The organism is Rhizobium sp. P2_G9, assembly GCF_056403475.1.
On record NZ_JBFUFK010000010.1, the window covers coordinates 106,751 to 124,771 of the forward strand.

20 protein-coding genes are annotated in these 18,021 nt (G+C 60.3%); 5 read left to right on the forward strand and 15 right to left on the reverse strand.

Translation table 11 applies throughout. The features are described 5' to 3' along the window. Positions 1–61: 61 nt before the first annotated feature. The 4 genes from AC1DYF_RS10545 to AC1DYF_RS10560 all read right to left on the reverse strand — a co-directional run bounded on the left by AC1DYF_RS10545 (position 62) and on the right by AC1DYF_RS10560 (position 5,063). A complete protein-coding gene (locus AC1DYF_RS10545; protein ID WP_477876674.1) occupies positions 62–325 on the reverse strand; it encodes a hypothetical protein in 264 nt (87 codons plus the stop codon). A gap of 149 nt (positions 326–474) precedes the next feature. Next, positions 475–798, reverse strand: coding sequence for a TfoX/Sxy family protein (locus AC1DYF_RS10550; RefSeq protein WP_477876675.1), 324 nt, complete (start codon positions 796–798; stop codon positions 475–477). A 70-nt stretch (positions 799–868) separates the two neighbouring features. Next, positions 869–3,076: a TonB-dependent receptor domain-containing protein gene (locus tag AC1DYF_RS10555; RefSeq protein ID WP_477876676.1), complete on the reverse strand. Its 2,208-nt coding sequence runs from the start codon at positions 3,074–3,076 to the stop codon at positions 869–871. 325 nt (positions 3,077–3,401) lie between these two features. Beyond that, complete coding sequence (locus tag AC1DYF_RS10560) at positions 3,402–5,063, reverse strand: NAD+ synthase (RefSeq protein WP_477876677.1); 1,662 nt, start codon at positions 5,061–5,063, stop codon at positions 3,402–3,404. Between the two features lie 151 nt (positions 5,064–5,214). On the opposite strand from AC1DYF_RS10560, the gene AC1DYF_RS10565 reads away from it, so the two are divergent. Beyond that, on the forward strand, positions 5,215–5,757 hold the full coding sequence (locus AC1DYF_RS10565) for a DUF1003 domain-containing protein (RefSeq protein WP_477876678.1): 543 nt from the start codon (positions 5,215–5,217) through the stop codon (positions 5,755–5,757). Between the two features lie 6 nt (positions 5,758–5,763). On the opposite strand, the gene AC1DYF_RS10570 is transcribed toward AC1DYF_RS10565, so the two are convergent. After that, positions 5,764–6,177 carry a GFA family protein gene (locus AC1DYF_RS10570; protein ID WP_477876679.1) on the reverse strand — a complete coding sequence of 138 codons (414 nt, stop codon included), beginning with the start codon at positions 6,175–6,177 and terminating at the stop codon, positions 5,764–5,766. A 290-nt stretch (positions 6,178–6,467) separates the two neighbouring features. On the opposite strand from AC1DYF_RS10570, the gene AC1DYF_RS10575 reads away from it, so the two are divergent. Continuing rightward, complete coding sequence (locus AC1DYF_RS10575) at positions 6,468–7,370, forward strand: calcium-binding protein (protein ID WP_477876680.1); 903 nt, start codon at positions 6,468–6,470, stop codon at positions 7,368–7,370. A gap of 61 nt (positions 7,371–7,431) precedes the next feature. On the opposite strand, the gene AC1DYF_RS10580 is transcribed toward AC1DYF_RS10575, so the two are convergent. The 6 genes from AC1DYF_RS10580 to AC1DYF_RS10605 form a co-directional block, all read right to left on the reverse strand. Continuing rightward, the gene (locus AC1DYF_RS10580) at positions 7,432–8,043 is read right to left on the reverse strand and encodes a hypothetical protein (protein ID WP_477876681.1); all 612 of its coding nucleotides are present in this window, start codon (positions 8,041–8,043) and stop codon (positions 7,432–7,434) included. A 487-nt stretch (positions 8,044–8,530) separates the two neighbouring features. Then, on the reverse strand, positions 8,531–9,904 hold the full coding sequence (locus AC1DYF_RS10585) for a class II 3-deoxy-7-phosphoheptulonate synthase (protein WP_477876682.1): 1,374 nt from the start codon (positions 9,902–9,904) through the stop codon (positions 8,531–8,533). A 160-nt stretch (positions 9,905–10,064) separates the two neighbouring features. Further along, a complete protein-coding gene (locus AC1DYF_RS10590) occupies positions 10,065–10,223 on the reverse strand; it encodes a hypothetical protein (RefSeq protein ID WP_477876683.1) in 159 nt (52 codons plus the stop codon). Between the two features lie 191 nt (positions 10,224–10,414). Further along, positions 10,415–10,858: a hypothetical protein gene (locus AC1DYF_RS10595; RefSeq protein WP_477876684.1), complete on the reverse strand. Its 444-nt coding sequence runs from the start codon at positions 10,856–10,858 to the stop codon at positions 10,415–10,417. A gap of 48 nt (positions 10,859–10,906) precedes the next feature. Then, positions 10,907–11,305 (reverse strand): VOC family protein, encoded by a 399-nt coding sequence (locus AC1DYF_RS10600; RefSeq protein WP_477876685.1) that lies wholly within the window; start codon positions 11,303–11,305, stop codon positions 10,907–10,909. Between the two features lie 68 nt (positions 11,306–11,373). Beyond that, complete coding sequence (locus tag AC1DYF_RS10605; RefSeq protein ID WP_477876686.1) at positions 11,374–11,811, reverse strand: tautomerase family protein; 438 nt, start codon at positions 11,809–11,811, stop codon at positions 11,374–11,376. A gap of 123 nt (positions 11,812–11,934) precedes the next feature. On the opposite strand from AC1DYF_RS10605, the gene AC1DYF_RS10610 reads away from it, so the two are divergent. Next, complete coding sequence (locus tag AC1DYF_RS10610; protein ID WP_477876687.1) at positions 11,935–12,525, forward strand: TetR/AcrR family transcriptional regulator; 591 nt, start codon at positions 11,935–11,937, stop codon at positions 12,523–12,525. Positions 12,526–12,560: 35 nt separating this feature from the next. Here AC1DYF_RS10610 and AC1DYF_RS10615 read toward each other — a convergent pair whose 3' ends face one another. From AC1DYF_RS10615 to rpiA, 4 genes are all read right to left on the reverse strand, one after another. Continuing rightward, entirely contained in the window at positions 12,561–13,415 is an 855-nt protein-coding gene (locus tag AC1DYF_RS10615; RefSeq protein ID WP_477876688.1) for a LysR family transcriptional regulator, read from the reverse strand. A 361-nt stretch (positions 13,416–13,776) separates the two neighbouring features. Continuing rightward, complete coding sequence (gor, locus tag AC1DYF_RS10620) at positions 13,777–15,165, reverse strand: glutathione-disulfide reductase (protein WP_477876689.1); 1,389 nt, start codon at positions 15,163–15,165, stop codon at positions 13,777–13,779. A 119-nt stretch (positions 15,166–15,284) separates the two neighbouring features. Next, the gene (locus AC1DYF_RS10625) at positions 15,285–15,809 is read right to left on the reverse strand and encodes a DUF2059 domain-containing protein (protein WP_477876690.1); all 525 of its coding nucleotides are present in this window, start codon (positions 15,807–15,809) and stop codon (positions 15,285–15,287) included. Between the two features lie 18 nt (positions 15,810–15,827). Further along, on the reverse strand, positions 15,828–16,526 hold the full coding sequence (gene rpiA / locus AC1DYF_RS10630; protein ID WP_477876691.1) for a ribose-5-phosphate isomerase RpiA: 699 nt from the start codon (positions 16,524–16,526) through the stop codon (positions 15,828–15,830). Between the two features lie 184 nt (positions 16,527–16,710). Between rpiA and AC1DYF_RS10635 the strand changes: the two genes are divergently transcribed. Together AC1DYF_RS10635 and AC1DYF_RS10640 are read left to right on the forward strand one after the other, a co-directional pair. Beyond that, positions 16,711–17,382: an HAD family hydrolase gene (locus AC1DYF_RS10635; protein ID WP_477876692.1), complete on the forward strand. Its 672-nt coding sequence runs from the start codon at positions 16,711–16,713 to the stop codon at positions 17,380–17,382. A 14-nt stretch (positions 17,383–17,396) separates the two neighbouring features. Then, entirely contained in the window at positions 17,397–17,999 is a 603-nt protein-coding gene (locus AC1DYF_RS10640) for a DUF488 domain-containing protein (RefSeq protein ID WP_477876693.1), read from the forward strand. The last annotated feature ends 22 nt before the right edge of the window (positions 18,000–18,021 follow it).

Here is an 18,021-nt window from a genome sequence, read left to right on the forward strand (position 1 = left end):
CGAACAGTGCGCAGAAAGCCGAAAGCTCTCGGCGCACCGCGACATTCAAAACCATCAGCTGTCAGGGGCACACTTCCACATCACGCACCCTGCCCCAGCGGTTGACATGCTGCTGCATGACGCAATGGTCGGCCGGGCCACGTTCAACGACGACAGGCCGCTCCTCATGCGCGATGGCAGTGCCGACCAGAACGCCGACGGCGCCGGCAGCAAGGCCGATAAGCAACAGCGGATGCGCATCGGCCTCGGTGGCGGTGGACAGCGTAGTTCCGGCGGCGGTGACGGCGATCAGAGCAGCGGCAATGGCAGTTCTCGAACGAAACATGGTCGTTCCTTTCATAAATTTCGGTTCGTCTTCGCTGATCGAAAACAGCCCGATCATGAGCCGCCATACATGTCCGGACAGTGGACGGCGGGTGAATTATGATTCACTTGACCTGTCTCGGGAAGCCATGGTTTGGCTCTGGCACTCGCCTACTTCGCGCTCCGCCGCGCCGCCTCCACCGCAATCCGCACCCATTTCGCCGCCTCGTCCGGATCGTCGAATGCATCCGACGGGATCGGCCAATAGGGCATGGCGACCGGCTTGTTGGTCTTGTTGTGCGTGTAGGTCCACTGCTTCGACCCCGCCGCCTCGTAGAGCGGCGCGGCCTCCTTGTCGCCCTTCAGCATCATTTCGTCTCGCAACTCGCAGGCAATGATCATGCCGTCGAGATAGACGCCCTTGCCGCCGAACATGCGCTTGATCGTCACCGGTCCGACCGAGCGGAAGAGATCCTGAATATCGTCGTGATCCATGCCGAAGCTCCCATTATCAGCTTGGAATAACGGGAGCATTCCGCAGTCTTGTCAAGCACGGATACCTGTCTCAGAACCGCGCCGTGGCGCCGACCATGAATGTCCGGCCACGGCCATTGGTGATGTCGGTGAAGACATCACTCGAACCGGTATTAGGGTTCCAGTAGCTCTTGTTGAACACGTTCTCAACGCTGAAGAAGGCACGGAAATTATCAGTGATCTTCCAGGAGCCGTAGAGATCAAACAGCGCGAAAGCCGGGCGTTTGAACGTATCCTTCTCAGTGAGCAGCGCCTGGATGCTGTCGCCGGTATAGTTGACGCGGCCACCAAGCGTGAGCTTCTGGTCAAAGAGACGCGTGCCGACATCGAGCGTGGCGAAATCGTCCGGCAACGTGCCGACATCGCTGCCGATCCCGGCAGCTTCGCCGAGCGGCTGCTTGGTATTGGCGACCGTGAACGACAGGTTGGCATAGGCAATCCCCATGTCATAACCACCCTGGAATTCGACGCCATCCATGGTGGTGACACCCGGCAGGTTGACCCATTTCACCACATCGGGATCGTCGGTGGTGGAGGCGTAGGTGATGTAGTTGGAAATCCGGTTGCGGAAATAGCCGATCTTGGCATAAGCGGTATCGCCGGGCCTGATGAGATCGTCGCCGCGCAGGTTGACGCCGATGTCCAGGCCCTTCTGCCGCTCTGGCACGAGATCGGGATTGTTCTGGATCGGGTCGCCGGTGCCGTCGAAATTATGCCCGCCGGGATAGAACATCTCCGAGGCCGTCGGCGGCCGCATCGTATAAGCATAGGTAGCGTAGAACTGCAGCCAGTCCTTTGGCGTCACCGTGACGCCGATCTTCGGATTCCAGTTGCCGCCGTCGCGGGTGAGCGATGGCCCGGTGCAGTTGCCGACATGGTCCGCCGCGCAGCCATCGTCTCCCGGCTCCGGATAGCTGGTGACGCCATTCAGGTTCCAATAATCGTAGCGGATGCCTGTGGTCAGCCCAAAAATGCCGCGCGTCAGCGTCGTATCGAGGAAGCCACCGCTTTTGATCAGGGTTCCATCGGGATTGGCGCCGCGCGCGTCATTGGCCTTGTAAGCATCGGAGTTGATCGCGGCACCATAGTCGAACTTGACTATGGTGGCGTCGTTGATGTCCCAGGTGCTGGTATTGCTGATATCGAGCCCAAGCCCGGTATCGGTACCGCTACGGCCATCGAACGCACCACCGGTGCCGGCCAGGTTGACGTCAGTGATATTGGCATAGACGTTGATCTTCAGATCAACAATCTTGTCGCCCGGCTGGTAGGCATATTTGGCCGTATAGGTCTGATTGTGGATCTGCCAGTTATAGCCGGCGCTCTCGACGTCGAAGGCGTTGTCATACCAGACGCCGCCAAGCAGCAGCGATTGAGTGTCGTCCGGCATCAGACCCAACTTGACGAGCCCGGATTTCGACTGCTGGCTGGCATTGTAGGGATATTCGATGCCATCGCCATTCCTGAAATTGCCGAAATTGCTGCCGCTGAAGGCGCCCATGATCGAGACGCCGCCGACCGTGTCGAAATCATGCTTCCAACCGGCCGCCGTCGTGCGGGAGAAATATTTGCCGTTGGTGCCGAGCTGGATGGTCTGCAGCCCACCATAAACCTTACCGGGAAGCAGCACGTCGTCGATGCCGATCGTCCTGAGATTGGCCGCGCCTGACAGCGTCCCGAGCCCATCATTGCCAGCCACCGCGCCACGCGTGATATCAACGCCGACGAGCAGGTTCGGATCCACGAAGGCCATGTTGTCGAACGTGCCGCCATGGCCGGACAGGTTGCGAAACGTCTGCGGCACCCCGTCGATCATGGTATTGACGCGGTTCATGCCCTGCATGCCGCGGATGTTGACGATGATGCCGGGATTCTCGGTCTGCTGACGGGTATAGGCGCCGGGTGTCGAGCGGACCGCGGCATTGGTATCGCTGGCAAAACGCTCCTGGAAATTCTCCGCCGAAATGGTCGAGACCGGCGCCGGCGTATTGGTGATATCGGAATCACTGCCTTTGTCGCCGCCGATAATCAGACGCTTGAGCTTCGTGGCGCCATTGCTGTCGGTGCCTTCGTCGTCGCTGGCCGCGTCACTGCTCTTGTCCTGAGAATTGCTCGAATCGTTGTCGAGCGTGATGACCTCGCCATCGTCCGACTGCGCCCAGGCGCCTTGATGCGGCACGACAACATTCAATGCGACGCCCGCCAGCAAAACGGCAAGCCAACGCCTTCCAACACCCACGGCATACCCCCGCCAAATCCATCCGGCCCTGATGGCTTGCCCCGGGAAGTCTGGCGGCTGGCTTTCGGCCTTGCAGGGCATCGAACGCCCTGTTAATGAGCCGGACCATGCAGAAGTTGACTTTATGTGTCAAGTTATGACCCTGGTTTTTTCAAGGATTTCGGAGCTAGAAATCTGCCCATCCACGCGCCGACGGTGATGAAATCGGTCAAGCCGCGGCGAAAATGGTGCTTTTCGAGAACCGGAGCGGAGCGTACTCAAGTACGTGAGCACCGGAAGCGCAGAAAGGCGCCATTTGCAGCCCGGCTTCACCGATTTCGCCCCCTCAACTGCGATCGCGGAAGCGATTGGTGATCGGGTACCGCCGATCGCGACCAAAATTCTTGCGCGTGATCTTCACGCCCGGCGCCGATTGCCGCCGCTTGTATTCGGCCATGTAGAGCAGATGCTCGATGCGATGCACCGTCGCCGGATCATGGCCGCGGGCGATGATCTCGTCCGTGCCCATCTCCTCCTCGATCAGGCATTCGAGGATATCGTCGAGCACCGGATAAGGCGGTAGCGAATCCTGGTCGGTCTGGTCGGGCCGGAGTTCTGCGGATGGCGCCTTGGCGATGATCGCGGCCGGGATCACTTCGCCCGCCGGTCCCAGACCGCCGGGCGGCAGATGCGCATTGCGCCAGCGCGACACGGCATAGACCTGCATCTTGTAAAGGTCCTTGATCGGGTTGAAACCGCCATTCATATCGCCATAGAGCGTCGCATAGCCGACCGACATTTCCGACTTGTTGCCGGTGGTGACCACCATGGCGCCGAACTTGTTGGAGATCGCCATCAGGATCGTGCCGCGTGTGCGGCTCTGGAGGTTTTCCTCGGTGACGCCCTCTTCCGTGCCTTCGAACAGATCCGACAGTGCCGAGGCAAAGCCTGCGACCGGCTCTTCGATGTCGACGACGTCATATTGAACACCCAGAGCTTCCGCGCAGGCCTCCGCATCGGCAAGCGACTGTTCGGATGTGTAGCGATAAGGCATCATCACCGTACGCACCCGCTCGGCGCCCAGCGCATCCACCGCCAGTGCCGCACAAAGCGCCGAGTCGATGCCGCCGGAAAGCCCCAGCACCACGGACTTGAAGCCGTTCTTGTTGACATAGTCACGCAGGCCGGTCATGGCCGCGAGATAGTCCGCCTCCACATCCGTCGGCAGCGCGGCATAAGGCCCTTCGCAGCGCCACCTGCCCTCCTGGCGCGTCCAGGTGGTGGTGACCACCGCCTCCTCGAATTGCGGCATCTGGAAAGCGAGACTGCCGTCGCCATTATAGCCGAAGCTGGCGCCATCGAAGACGATCTCGTCCTGACCACCGATCTGGTTGGCATAGATGAACGGCACCCCGGTCGACCCCACCTGGCGGAGCACGACGTCATAGCGAACGCCAGTCTTGGCACGGAAGAAGGGCGAGCCATTCGGATGCAGGAATATCTCAGCACCTTTCGCGGCAAGCGCCTCGCAAACGCCGAGATCGCCCCAGATATCCTCGCAGACCGGCAGCCCGAGCTTGATGCCCCGGAACTCGACCACATCCGGCAATGGCCCCGGCACGAACACCCGCTTTTCGTCGAACTCGCCATAGTTCGGCAGGTCGACCTTGTCACGGACCGCCACGATCCGTCCGGCATGCAGGAAAGCCACGGCGTTGTGACGGCCGGAATCGCTCTGTCGCGGAAAACCGATAACCACGGCCGACCCCTCCGCCGTGGTCTCGTGCGCCAGCGTTTCGACGGCCTTCAGACAGGCTTTCAGGAAGGCCGGCTTGAGCACGAGGTCTTCCGGCTGGTAGCCGGATAGGAACAATTCGGTCATCAGCAGGATGTCGGCGCCCTGTTCTCCGGCCTTGGCCAGCGCCTGACGCGCTTTCGCCAGGTTGCCGGCGACATCACCGACGGTTGGGTCGAGTTGGGCGACTGCGATGCGAAGCGTATCGGTCATGAGCCTGTCCTCCGACCATCAAATTATGCGGCGCGCGACGATCTGTCCATTGCGGCTGATCCGATGCGCGAGAAATGCGATCCAGCTGGAAGATCATTGTGCTATATGCCCGAATGCCGGAACAATCAGGCAGCCACGCGGAGAGAAACGGATGTTTGCGGATATTGAAAAGAAGTTTTTCGGCAAGACGGCTGACGAGCTCAGCCCTTCGGAAAAACGGGTGCTGAAGCTGACGCGCGAACGCAAGGTGCTCGCCAGCAATGCCAGCGAGGATTTCCTCGCCAACTCCAGCTTCGGCGAACGGCTCGCCGACTCCATCGCCCGCGTCGGCGGATCGTGGGGCTTCATCATGGGGTTCGGATTGTTTCTGCTGTTCTGGGTCGCGGTCAATACCATCGTGCTGATGACCCGCGCCTTCGACCCCTACCCGTTCATCTTCCTCAATCTGATACTTTCCATGCTCGCCGCCATCCAGGCGCCGATCATCATGATGAGCCAGAACCGCCAGGCCGAGCGCGACCGGTTCATGGCAGCCAAGGATTATGAGATCAACCTCAAGGCCGAGATCGAGGTTCTCGGCCTGCATCACAAGATCGACCTGCAGGTGCTCACGGAAATCAAGGCGTTGCGGGACCGGCTTGAAGGCCTCTGCGCCGACGTCACCAAGCTCAGGGGCGAAACACCAGCGCCGTGAAACAGCTCATCCGCCGCTGATTGTTGGCCCGTCCTGCGCATATTGCGGCAGGCCGTCGTTGATCTCGTAGAAATCGCTCTTGTCGGCGCAATAGATATGGTAGCCGGCGGCGAGGCCGGTCGGCTGGTCGAGCGAGCCGGCCATGATCGAGATTTCGTCGCGCCCGACGCCCTTCCAGAACAGCGCCGACCCGCAATGGCGGCAGAAGCCTCGCCGTCCTGTATCGCTGGAATGATACCAGGTGATATTGTCCTCACCGGTGATTGTCACATCACTCACCATGGCATTGGCCGAGGCATAATAAAGGCCGGTCTGCCGCCGGCACTGGCCACAGTGGCAGAATGTCATGTCCTTGAACTTCCCGCTGACCGTGAAGGTCACGGCGCCGCAAAGGCAGGACCCGGTGTGAATGTCTGTCATTGGCTTCTCCCATCTCGATGAAGCCAGATTTTTCCGTCTTTGCCGCGGGGTCAAACGAATAGGCCTGATGCTGGCATTGAATTTCCTTGAACCACCGTCACCTGCTCCATCTCCCGATGATCGGGAGAACTTCGGCGGCGAATTTACATAGCATTTTACGACAACCTTAGATGTTATGGTTAATCCGAAGTAAACATGCATGGAGGGCTAGCGTCCGATTTTCAGACGGGCACAGTTCGACTATGTTCCGCGCCATCCCACGGACCGATGCAACAAGATGGAGACGACAGATGGCGAATATCACTGGTACCAACCACGCCGACACGCTTTCCGGAACCGATCTCGGCGACGTGATCACCGCGAAGAACGGCGATGACACGATCCTGAGCAGCGGCGGGCTGGACCATATCGACGGCGGCCAGGGCAGCGACACGATGGACTATAGCAGCTACGACGGGGAACTCAGCATCGTGCTGGCCAACGACGCACCGACCACCGTCTATGGCAATGGCGCTCCCGGTGACGTGCTCGTCGACATCGAAAACCTGATCGGCGGCCGTCGCGACGACTATTTCGCCGGCGACAATTCCGACAACACCTTCCGCGGCAATGGCGGAAACGACTATTTCGTCGCCAGCAACGGCTTCGACCACTATTATGGCGGCTCCGGCTACGACATGGTTGATTATTCCGCCACCGGTGTCGGCCTCATTATCAGCGCGCCGAAGGGCGGCGTCAGTATCGTATCGGGCGGCGGTGTCGACCACGATACCCTCTCCGGCATCGAGCAGATCATCGGCACGGCCTTCGACGACAAGATCCTCGGCGGCAAGGCCAACAATGAATTCCACGGCGGCGCCGGCGATGACGTGCTCAAGGGCGGCGCTGGTGGTGACGTATTGACCGGCGACGCCGGCAACGACCAGCTGACCGGCGGCGCCGATGCCGACATCTTCGTCTTCTCCGGCAAGTTCGGTGCCGACACGGTGACCGATTTCCATGCCACGGGCGACGATCACGACGTGCTCGACCTCAGCGGCGTCTCCACACTCTCAAGCTTCGACAACATGCTCATCGACCACCGCATCTGGCAGGACGGCAATGATACGGTGATCGATGCCGGCAAGGGCAACGAGATCGTGCTCAAGCATGTCGACATCCACGATCTGTCAGCAGCAGATTTCCTGTTCTGAACAACAAACCGGAATGTGAAAAGGGCGCCACCGGCGCCCTTTTCATTCTGCGTTTCCGCCTTCAATGCCCATCCGCGGACCAGTGCAGTGTATCCGACAGCAGCTTGTGGACGCCGTAGGTGGCGCCGATGGCATGCAGCGTCGTATTGGTGGCGCCCGATTGCGGCGCGCCGAGAATGAAGGACATGCCGTTCCTGTCCGTCATCGGAATTGATCCGGTCCAGGTAATATCCATGTCGATCGCCAATCCCTCGATATCGTGAGAGGCGACGGATGGCGCGTAGACGATGCGGAACATCGACGCCATTTCCTGAGCCGCCGCACGCGACTTGGCATCATTGCCGTGATCCCAGTTGATCGCGCAGCCGGCCTTGGGCGGCACTTTCGACGGTGCGATGAGATGGTGCGAAACGTCCCAGCTATAGCGCATCAGATAGGTGCGGATGGGATTTCTCAGTGTGGCGAACACCTCCACCCTCGCACCGGCCTTGACCAAGGCCTGCACGAAGTCCTGCACATTGCTGCGGAAGGGTTGCTTGAGGTCTGCAATATCGGTGCTATTGGCAAATTTCGCCTGGTTTTTCGACCACCAGGCAGCGCCGCTGAGATTGCGATCCCGCGGCACGGTCGGCCCTTTCGAGCCCGCAGCATTCGCCGTTCTACCGCCTGCCATCTGCGCCTCCTATTCGACCTATCCCACCATGTCCCCAGATTCGAGCATTTGCGCGGCCGATGATCGGCTCGCATGTTGCTTCCTAAGCGCTGCCAGCCACGTAGTGGTTCCCTTACAACACGGATCGAGCTTTTTGGTGATCGCGGCCCGCCGGCCTGAATTGTTTCCGTCGCGACGGAAATGATCGCACCAGCCGCGATCCGAAACAAAAGCTGAAATATCGCCCGGCGTTGCGCCGGCCCAAACCGGGACAGGCGCACCGGCCGGCGAAAAGAATGGGATGACGAAGCAAAGACGACCGGTTGAAGCCACAACGACCTTCCGCATGCAATCCGTCCTCATGCCGTTGGCATGGAATCTCGACAGAATAGCCGCAAGATCGCTCGAAAACAACAATCGTGACGGGGGCGAGGTCGCCACGATGACTCAGATGTAGAAAAAGGCGCAGGTAAAACCTGCGCCTGATGTCAGCAAAGATATCAATTAATCAGCCGTTGACGGCAATCTTGCGCTCATCGCGGCCGCTCTTCAGCTTCTCAGCCAGCAGGAAGGCAAGTTCCAGCGCCTGGTCGGCATTGAGGCGCGGGTCGCAATGGGTGTGATAGCGATCCTGCAGGTCGTCGGCCGTCAGCGCGCGGGCGCCGCCGGTGCATTCGGTGACATCCTTGCCGGTCATCTCGATATGGATGCCGCCCGGATGCGTGCCTTCCGAATGGTGGATGGCGAAGAAGTTTTCGACCTCGCTCAGGATCCGCTCGAACGGCCGGGTCTTGTAGTTGTTGAGCGTGATCGTGTTGCCATGCATCGGATCGCAGGACCAGACGACCTTGCGGCCCTCGCGCTCGACGGCGCGGATCAGGCGCGGCAGGTGCTCGGCAACCTTGTCATGGCCGAAGCGGCAGATCAGCGTCAGCCGGCCGGCTTCGTTCTGCGGATTGAGGATGTCGATCAGTTCGAGCAGGCCGTCGGCGGTCAGCGAAGGGCCGCATTTGAGCCCGATCGGATTCTTGATGCCGCGGCAATATTCGACATGCGCATGGTCGGCCTGGCGGGTACGGTCGCCGATCCAGATCATGTGGCCTGATGTGGCGTACCAGTCGCCGGAGGTCGAATCGACGCGGGTCAGAGCCTGCTCGTAGCCGAGCAGCAGCGCCTCGTGGCTGGTGAAGAAATCGGTTTCGCGCAGGGCATGATTGTTCTCCGAGGTGATGCCGATCGCCGCCATGAAATCCATGGTTTCGCCGATGCGCTCGGCCAGCGCCCTGTAACGGTCGGCCTGCGGACTGTCCTTGACGAAGCCGAGCATCCACTTGTGCACATTGTCGAGATTGGCATAACCGCCCATCGCGAAAGCGCGCAACAAGTTCAGCGTCGCGGCAGACTGGCGGTAGGCCATGATCTGCCGTTCCGGATTGGGGATGCGCGCTTCCTCGGTGAATTCAATCCCATTGATGATATCGCCGCGGTAGCTCGGCAGTGTCACATCGCCCAGCTTCTCGACGCCGGACGAGCGCGGCTTGGCGAACTGGCCGGCAACGCGACCGACCTTGACGACCGGCTTCTGGGCGCCGAAGGTCAGCACCACGGCCATCTGCAGGAAGGCGCGGAAGAAATCGCGGATATTGTCGGCACCATGTTCGGCGAAGCTCTCGGCGCAATCGCCACCCTGCAGGAGGAAGCTTTCTCCATTGGCTACCTTGGCGAGCGAGGCCTTCAGACGCCGCGCCTCGCCTGCAAAAACCAGCGGTGGATAGGTGGCAAGCTGAGCTTCCGTGGCCTGCAATGCAGCCATGTCCGGATACTCCGGAACCTGCTGAATGGGCTTAGACCTCCAGCTTTGCGGGTTCCAATTCTGTGCCATCGTACTCACCTTGTGACGAGATAAAACATAACCCCGGCGGCATTGCCGGGGAATTGGCGGCTTATATACATTAAGGAAGCGTTTGCAAAGTCTTCAATACGTCGCGCGAGGCAGTCCGCGCGTTCCCGCGCGGATGTCGCATCGTTGGAAATCCGGCGCCTCAGCGAACCAGTTCGAAGGCGGCGTAGGCGATGGCGACGATCGAGATCATCGGGAACAGCATGAAACTCAGGAACCCACCACCGCCGCGCTGGCGGTCGTAGTCGGTATCATAACTGGCAGTCTCGGTCGGCGGCACCTCGATATTCTGCGCGATCATGACTTTCCTCCTATTGATCGTGCTTCTTTTCTTTGCCCTGGAAACGCATCTCCTCATGCGCATCCCGGCCGGCACGTATTCACGCCCTTGAATATAGCATACGATGGGAGGAAAGACAAATTTGCGGTTGCGAGATGTTACTGGAGCGTTAAACGACAGGCTTAACGCATTGCGATGACGTCGTTACCGCCTCAAATACCCCGCGCCGGGTTCGGCTTCGGCTTGCGGACCTGCAGAGTGACCGTGCCGATCTGCCGCTGCTCGACCAGAAATCCTCCATCGTCATAGGTCACTGCAAAGATGCGGAAGCCGTGTATTCCCATTTCGCGGAGAAGCTCCGTCGGCGGTTGACTTTCGCGAAGCTGGCATTTCCGCGCCACGTCCCGACAATCGATCCGCAAGTCCGGCGCCGCATCCCGCGCCCCGACCAGAAGTGTCAGCCCCACCGGATCCACATCGAAATTGAGTTCACAATCCCTTTCGACGTGGCAGAAGCTTTCACCGGTAATGAGCCGGTTCTGCTCAAGCCGGAAAGCATAGTAAACGGATACGACGCCCTGCGGCAAATCCTCCGCCATGGCCGGACGCGCCATCAGCGCCGCGAGCAGAAACACTTTGAACCAATCTCCCGACATCCGTGTCCTCCACGACATCGGGAAAGGTCCTCGTGAAATTCATCGGAATTAGGGCGCATCTGCGTGGAAGTTCAACATCCATTGCACGCCGAACTTGTCGGTCAGCTTGCCGTAATAATCACCCCAAGGCTGAATGCCCAATTTCGTCGTCACGGTGCCGCGTTCGGCAAGCCGATCGAAAAGCAGGTCCGTTTCCGCGCGGCTGTCGGTCATCAGCATATGGGCCGAACCGCGCATCGGCTCCGCATCCGCATTATCCGATGCATGGAACAGAATGCCCGGTCCTTCGAAACGGGCATGCATGACCTTATCCTGCATGCCCGGAGGAGGCATCACGATTTCACCGTATCGAACCAGGACCGTCACCCGTCCCAAACCGCATGCGGTGTAGAAGCCCAGTGCCTGTTCACAGTCTGTGGTGAAGAACAGATAATTCGAAAGCAGCATTCAGGCCCCGTTTCAGGGAAAGCGGCCACTCTCCGCTTTCCCAAATGTGTGAAAGGTTGACGACTGTGTCAGGCCGCCGAGGCGGATTGCGCCGCATTCTGGATCTCGGCGACCAATTCTCCGTTGGTGAAGCCCCGGCCGCCTATTCCCCAGGAGCCATCGGCCGCATAGACGATGTTGGTCCAGATATGATCCCGGCGGACACGGCCTTCCGCAGCGTGTTCCACGATATCTGTGGCTCTTTCGATGAAAGCTTGTTTCACCGCGTCCGTCGAAAGCGCAATGGAGGGCAGCTTCAGTTCGATGAACGCCGCGGCAGCCGCGCGCCCGCCGGCAAACACATGTTGTCGGGGCAGCACGTTGATCGTGCCCACGACATTGGGCTCCATGAACGTGTTGCCGTCGAGTTCGGTGATCTCGAGCAGCGCTTGCGTCAGCCCATCGAAAACCTGCGCTTCGGCTTTGGAAGACAGCAGTCCTTCAGGCACAGTCAGTGTTATCGGCATCGTCTATCTCCAGTTTGAATTGGAACGAGCAATCGTTATATAGTGATCGCTCTTTATTCATACATACCGACCGCTCTCTATGCAAGAATAAAAGAGCGCTCACTCTCTAATGCGAGGACAGCAATGCGCTACAGCGCTGAACACAGTCAGGAGACACGGACGCGCATCATCGATGCCGCCGGCAGGCTTTTCCGCAGGGAAGGTTACGGCGGATCAGGCATCGAGGGCCTGACCAAGGCGGCGGGTGTCACCAATGGCGCGTTTTACGGTCACTTCAAATCGAAGCGAGAGGCGTTTCGCACCGCTGTTGTCGCCGGGCTCGGGGAATTGCGCGCCGGCATTGCCGAGATCAAGGCTGCGCACACGAAAACCTGGCTAAGGACCTTCGTGGAATTCTATCTGGGACCGAAGCGAACCTGCGAGATTGGCGAGAGCTGCACCCTGCCCAACCTCTCCCCGGACGTCATGCGCGCCGACGCCGAGACGCGGAGCGTCTATCAGACCGAACTTCTCGGCATTATCACGGAAATATCCGCCGGCCTGGATGGCGAGACCGAATCCGCAAAATTCGACCAGGCCGTGGCCCTCATGGCGCTATTGTCGGGCGGCGTCACACTTGCACGCACGGTGACTGATCCGGAGCTCTCGGAGCGCATAGCCGCCGCCGTCAAACGCGCGGCACTCCGCATGCAGCCACAAGCGAGTGACCAATAGCAATCGCTGTCATTCAGAGTGCAGGCAGGCAGCAATCACCTGCCGCTCAATCGCTTCTCCTCGCCCTTCAACAGAGTGGCCAATCTTTCGATCACCAGCCGCACTTCGGCGCGGTGCCGGTCATCATCATTGGCGACGATGAACAGCGGGTGATCGAGTGTTTCGATAAGCCCGCCATGTCGCACCAGGCCAGGCTTCGCGTCGCCGACGAAAACAGGCAGCACCCCGCATCCCGCCCCGGCCTGGATCAGACGGATCAGAAGTTCAGGCGATGTCGTCCAGGTGAAAATCTGCCCCTCATGGTTTTCAAAAACCCATTTGTCGGCCGGCGCGTGCGAATGCTCCGTGCCGATCGAGATCCAGCGCTCGTCGGTGACCGGTGAGGCGGCGGACTGATAGACGGCGTAGGACATGGTGACGGAGCGCCGAACGGCAAAATTGCCGTTGACGGGCCGCTCCCCGAGAATTGCGACATCGGCCCGTCGGAAGGTCAGGTCGATGCCGGTGTGAACCGATTGGCAGCACAGCCGATAGGCATCGTCGGACCTACGAATATCCATGGCATGCTCGGCGATGAAGGGCGCCAGCCAATCATCGGCGGCAATCGAGACGATCGGCAGGGCAAAGGCGTCCTTGTGCCAATCCGCGATGCTGTCGGCGGCCCGCTGCATGGTCCGCACATGTTCCAGCAATATCTCACCGTCATGGGCGAGCCTGTAGCCCTGCTGGCTGCGGACGAACAATGTCCGGCCGGTGGTGCGCTCCAGCGCCAGCATGCGCCGGCCGATCGTCGGCGCGCTCATGCCCGTGCACGAGGCAGCGCCGCTCAGCCCGCCCTGCAGAGCCACGTGAAAGAAAAGCTGCAGATCATCCCATGCGGCTGTGTTCATTCTGGATTTCCGTCGTGAAAAATCGAGCCATGCCATCCGGCCGGCGCACGATCCATAGACGCAAAATTGCATGGACGCATGCTTCAGCCATGAAAGACCCGTTTCATGCGCGCCTCTACAGCCACGCCGGCCTCGGCACTACGTCTGCGCTATTCCAACCGATGGAGACGAAAATGTCCAGAGACTGGTTCACACTGACCCGTAAGCCGTTGCTCACCAAGCATTCCGATCCGCTGGCAGATCCACTCGACGGCGGCGACTGGTAAGGTCTCGAATGGACCCTACCCTTGCTTGCCCGCATGTCCGGCGGCGATCGGCAGTCGCCGACGGATGGCGCGCTGCCACACCCGCACGCCCGAATTCAGACGCGCTCGCCGTTCCTGATCCGGTAAGTCGGCTGATACATGGTGACCAATTCTTCGGCCGCAGTCGGATGCACCGCCATCGTGCGGTCGAAATCGTCCTTGGTGCAGCCGGCCTTGAGCGTGATGCCAAGGATCTGCGCCATCTCACCGGCATCGTGGCCAAGGATATGCGCGCCCACCACCTTGCGGTCGGCGGCATTGACGATGAGCTTCATGATCATCCGGTCGCTGCGGCCCGAAAGCGTCGCCTTCATCGGCCGGAATTCGGCGCGGTAGATTTCGAGCTCGTCGAACTTCTTCGACGCCGCTTCCTCGCTCAGGCCGACCGTACCTATCTCCGGCTGCGAAAACACGGCCGTGGCGATCAGGTCGAGATCCGGTGATGTCGGATTGTTACGGTATTCGGTTTCGATGAAGCACATCGCTTCATGGATCGCCACCGGCGTCAGTTGCACCCGATCGGTGCAGTCGCCCAGCGCAAAGATGCCTGGCACATTGGTGCGCGAATAGGCGTCGACGACGATCGAACCCTTCTGGTCGAGCGCGACACCGGCCGCCTCCAGACCCAACCCATTGGTATTGGGCGTGCGACCGAGCGCCAGGAATACCTGCGCCGCCTTGAGCTGTTTGCCCTGCTTGGTGGTCGCGGTACGCGTGCCATCGGCATCAAGCCTGACTTCCGTGATCACATCCCCGCAGAGGATCTTGATGCCTTTGCTTTCCATCTCCTTGTGCAGGCCCTGGCGCAGGTCCTGGTCGAAGCGCGACAGGATTTCCCTGCCACGATAGATCATCGTCGTCTCGACGCCCATGCCGTGGAAGACGTTGGCGAATTCGACGGCGATATAGCCGCCGCCCTCGATGATGATCGATTTCGGCAGATGCGGCAGATGGAAGGCGTCGTTGGAGCTGATCGTGTGCTCATGACCGGGCAGCGATCCATGCATCGAGGGTGCACCGCCGACGGCGAGGATGATCCGTTCCGCCGTCACTGTCTTGCCGGTCGATTTCAACAGGATGCTGTGCGGGCCGGTGAGTTCGGCGCGGGTTTCGAGGATTTCGGCGCCGGCACCGGTCAGCCCCTTGCGATAGAGGCCTTCGAGACGAGCGATTTCCTTGTCCTTGGCAGCGATCAGCTTTTCCCAGGAAAACGAGGTTTCGCCGACTGTCCAACCAAAACCCACCGCGTCCTCGAAATGCTCGTGATATTGCGAGGCATAGACCAGCAGCTTCTTCGGCACGCAGCCGCGGATGACGCAGGTGCCGCCGAAACGATATTCCTCGGCGATTGCCACCCTCTTGCCGAGCGAGGCGGCCACCCGCGCGGCACGCACGCCTCCCGAACCTCCGCCGATGACAAACAGATCATAATCGAAATCCGGCATGCGAAACCCCTGTCAGTGGATGCCCGCAGCATATGGAGAGAGTCCGGGCAAAAGAAAAGCCCGTCTCGCGGAAACGGGCTTTCGGATTGATCAGCGGTGCCTGTAGGGCGCCGAAATCGTTATTTCTTCTTTTTCTGCGCTTCGATCTTGGCTTCGAGCTCGTCCTCTGTCGCCTTGGACATGTCGCGAGAAATGCCGGATGCCCAGATGTCGCCGGCCTTGGAGAGTTCGCGGATCGAAAGAGGGCCGTACTTCAGGAGCTTCTGGCCGGCCGGCGTCGCGTAGAAGGCGGCGATCTGGTTGAGTTCGTCCTCGCTGAACGCCTTGGCGTAAATGCGGGCGGCTTCCTTTTCGAGATCGGCGCGGCGCGATGCGAATTTCAGCGCCTGCTCGTCCACGACATCGTTGATCAGCTCTTCGTAATTCGGCGAGCCCTGGATCATCGTCGTCTTCAGCTGCATCGAGATGGTGGGCAGGATGTTGTCGAACGGATCGGTGATGTGGATCGCAGCGATGGCCGCACGCGCCGCCTTGAGATGCGAGTCCGTGATATTGTCATCAGCAGCCAGCGCGCTCGTCGCAGCAATGCCAATGGCAAACATCGCGCCCATAGCGACCCGTCCGAGCATGTGCATCTTCATCATGGGATATTCTACTCCTCGTCAGATTTTTGGCGACAGCGTCCGCGCGGCCGTCGGGCCGGCAATGATGGCAAGCGAAGCCAGATTGATAAAAAGCCCGTGTTCCACGACGCCTGGAATGGCGTTCAGACTCGATGCCAGAGCCTCTGCATCAGAAATGCGGCCAAAAGAAGCATCGAGGATATAGTGTCCGCCGTCGGTCTTGTAGAAACCGTCGCCGGACTTGCGCTGCTCGATCTCGCCGCTCAGGCCGAGCGCGGAAGCAACCCGCTCGATTGCGATTCGCGTCGACACCAGTCCAAATGGATTGACCTCGATCGGCAGCGGAAAGGCGCCGAGCATATCGACCAGCTTGGTCTCGTCGGCAATGACGATCATGCGCCCGGAGGCAGCGGCAACAATTTTTTCGCGCAGCAGCGCCCCGCCGCCACCCTTGATCAGGCGCAGCGAAGAGTCCACCTCATCGGCGCCGTCGATCGTCAGGTCGAGCTCCGGCAGTTCGTCCAGCGAATTGAGCGGCACACCGAGTTCCAGGCAGAGCCGTGCAGTGCGTTCCGAGGTCGGGACACCTCGGACTTGAAAACCTTCCGAAACCTTTTCGGCGAGAAGCCGGACGAACTCTTCCGCGGTCGAACCGGTGCCGATCCCGAGTCGCATGCCATCTTCGACATGTTTCAGCGCCTCGGCGGCGGCGGTGATTTTCATTTGCCGGGCGTCCATGCGCCAGGGTCTCCGATTGATCGTGGATCGGGCTTTTACACGAGCTTTTCAGGGAACGAAAGGCGCAATGACCAATTTCAGCGGGGCTTTCCGCTTTATTTGAAAGCGCCTCTTGCTGGCGGTTTGCAATTGCCCACAGCTTGCCCTATCGGTCTCCGCGACCGCTCATTTCCGGGAGAATTCAGTGCCCCCCGTGCTTGCCGTTTTCGATCTCGATGGAACCCTGATCGACACCGCCCCTGACCTCATCGACAGCCTCAATCATACGATTGCCGCCCGCTCGCTCGAACCGCTCGTCTATTCCGACCTGACTCACCTCGTCGGCTCCGGTGCCCGTGCCATGATCGAGCGCGCGTTCGCGCTGCGTGGCCGGCCGTTGGGCAACGGCGAGCTTGAACCGATGATCGACCGCTTCGTCGAGCATTACCGCGCCGGCATGCCGGGCAAGAGCCAGCCCTATCCCGGCCTTGTCCAGGCCCTCGACCGGCTTGAGACCGCCGGCCTGCGTTTTGCCGTCTGCACCAACAAGATGGAGGGTCTGGCGCGGCCGCTGCTCGAAACGCTGGGACTTTCGGATCGCTTCAGCGCCATTACCGGCGGCGATACGTTTGCCGTCCGCAAGCCGGACGCCGAACACCTGCTCGGCACGATCCAGCTCGCCGGAGGCGATCCAAAGCGCACGGTGATGATCGGCGACAGCCTCAACGATTTCAAGGTCGCGGCCAATGCCAAGGTGCCGTCGATCGCCGTGCCCTTCGGCTATTCCGAAGTGGCGGTCGAAACCCTGAACCCGACTGTTGTCATCGAGAATTTCGATGAACTCACGGCCGAACTGATCGACCGGCTGGTCGCCTGAGGCGGACGCCCGCGATGGAGGTGGCCGGCACAATCTGGACGATCGGCCATTCCAGTCTCGGCATCGACGTTTTCATGGGACTGCTCAAGGCGGCTGGCATCGAGGCCGTCGCAGATGTCCGCAGTTCGCCGTGGTCACGGCATAATCCGCAGTTCAACCGCGAGCCGTTGAAAGATAGCCTCAAGGCCGCCGGCATCACCTATGCCTGGCTCGGCGCGGAACTGGGCGGACGGCCGAGCGAACCACGCTATTATTGCGAAGGCGTCGCGGACTATCGCCTGATGCGCCAGGCGCCAGCGTTTGCCTCCGGCCTCGAGCGAATAACAAACGGCGCCAATACCTATCGCGTCGCCTTGATGTGCGCGGAAAAACATCCGCTCAACTGCCACCGTTGTCTGTTGGTCGGACGGGCCCTGCACGAGGCCGGCCGCCCCATCGTCCATCTGCTGCACGATGGCGCCACGATGACGCAGGCGGATGTAGAAGAAGAGCTGCTGGTGTTGGCCGGGAGGGATGGCGCCGATCTCTTCGCGCCGCATCGGGAGCGGGTGGATGCGGCCTATTGGACGCAGAACAGCAAGAATGCTTTTGCGGATCCAAGGAAGTCCGAAGGATAGCCGAAAACGCGAGAGTTTTTGG

What these genes read in the sequence shown, in the direction of transcription:
- AC1DYF_RS10545 (WP_477876674.1), bottom strand. Translation starts at nt 325, where the DNA reads ATGTTTCGTTCGAGAACTGCCATTGCCGCTGCTCTGATCGCCGTCACC.
- AC1DYF_RS10550 (WP_477876675.1), bottom strand. Translation starts at nt 798, where the DNA reads ATGGATCACGACGATATTCAGGATCTCTTCCGCTCGGTCGGACCGGTG.
- AC1DYF_RS10560 (WP_477876677.1), bottom strand. Translation starts at nt 5,063, where the DNA reads ATGACCGATACGCTTCGCATCGCAGTCGCCCAACTCGACCCAACCGTC.
- AC1DYF_RS10565 (WP_477876678.1), top strand. Translation starts at nt 5,215, where the DNA reads ATGTTTGCGGATATTGAAAAGAAGTTTTTCGGCAAGACGGCTGACGAG.
- AC1DYF_RS10570 (WP_477876679.1), bottom strand. Translation starts at nt 6,177, where the DNA reads ATGACAGACATTCACACCGGGTCCTGCCTTTGCGGCGCCGTGACCTTC.
- AC1DYF_RS10575 (WP_477876680.1), top strand. Translation starts at nt 6,468, where the DNA reads ATGGCGAATATCACTGGTACCAACCACGCCGACACGCTTTCCGGAACC.
- AC1DYF_RS10580 (WP_477876681.1), bottom strand. Translation starts at nt 8,043, where the DNA reads ATGGCAGGCGGTAGAACGGCGAATGCTGCGGGCTCGAAAGGGCCGACC.
- AC1DYF_RS10585 (WP_477876682.1), bottom strand. Translation starts at nt 9,904, where the DNA reads ATGGCACAGAATTGGAACCCGCAAAGCTGGAGGTCTAAGCCCATTCAG.
- AC1DYF_RS10590 (WP_477876683.1), bottom strand. Translation starts at nt 10,223, where the DNA reads ATGATCGCGCAGAATATCGAGGTGCCGCCGACCGAGACTGCCAGTTAT.
- AC1DYF_RS10595 (WP_477876684.1), bottom strand. Translation starts at nt 10,858, where the DNA reads ATGTCGGGAGATTGGTTCAAAGTGTTTCTGCTCGCGGCGCTGATGGCG.
- AC1DYF_RS10600 (WP_477876685.1), bottom strand. Translation starts at nt 11,305, where the DNA reads ATGCTGCTTTCGAATTATCTGTTCTTCACCACAGACTGTGAACAGGCA.
- AC1DYF_RS10605 (WP_477876686.1), bottom strand. Translation starts at nt 11,811, where the DNA reads ATGCCGATAACACTGACTGTGCCTGAAGGACTGCTGTCTTCCAAAGCC.
- AC1DYF_RS10610 (WP_477876687.1), top strand. Translation starts at nt 11,935, where the DNA reads ATGCGCTACAGCGCTGAACACAGTCAGGAGACACGGACGCGCATCATC.
- AC1DYF_RS10615 (WP_477876688.1), bottom strand. Translation starts at nt 13,415, where the DNA reads ATGAACACAGCCGCATGGGATGATCTGCAGCTTTTCTTTCACGTGGCT.
- gor (WP_477876689.1), bottom strand. Translation starts at nt 15,165, where the DNA reads ATGCCGGATTTCGATTATGATCTGTTTGTCATCGGCGGAGGTTCGGGA.
- AC1DYF_RS10625 (WP_477876690.1), bottom strand. Translation starts at nt 15,809, where the DNA reads ATGATGAAGATGCACATGCTCGGACGGGTCGCTATGGGCGCGATGTTT.
- rpiA (WP_477876691.1), bottom strand. Translation starts at nt 16,526, where the DNA reads ATGGACGCCCGGCAAATGAAAATCACCGCCGCCGCCGAGGCGCTGAAA.
- AC1DYF_RS10640 (WP_477876693.1), top strand. Translation starts at nt 17,397, where the DNA reads ATGGAGGTGGCCGGCACAATCTGGACGATCGGCCATTCCAGTCTCGGC.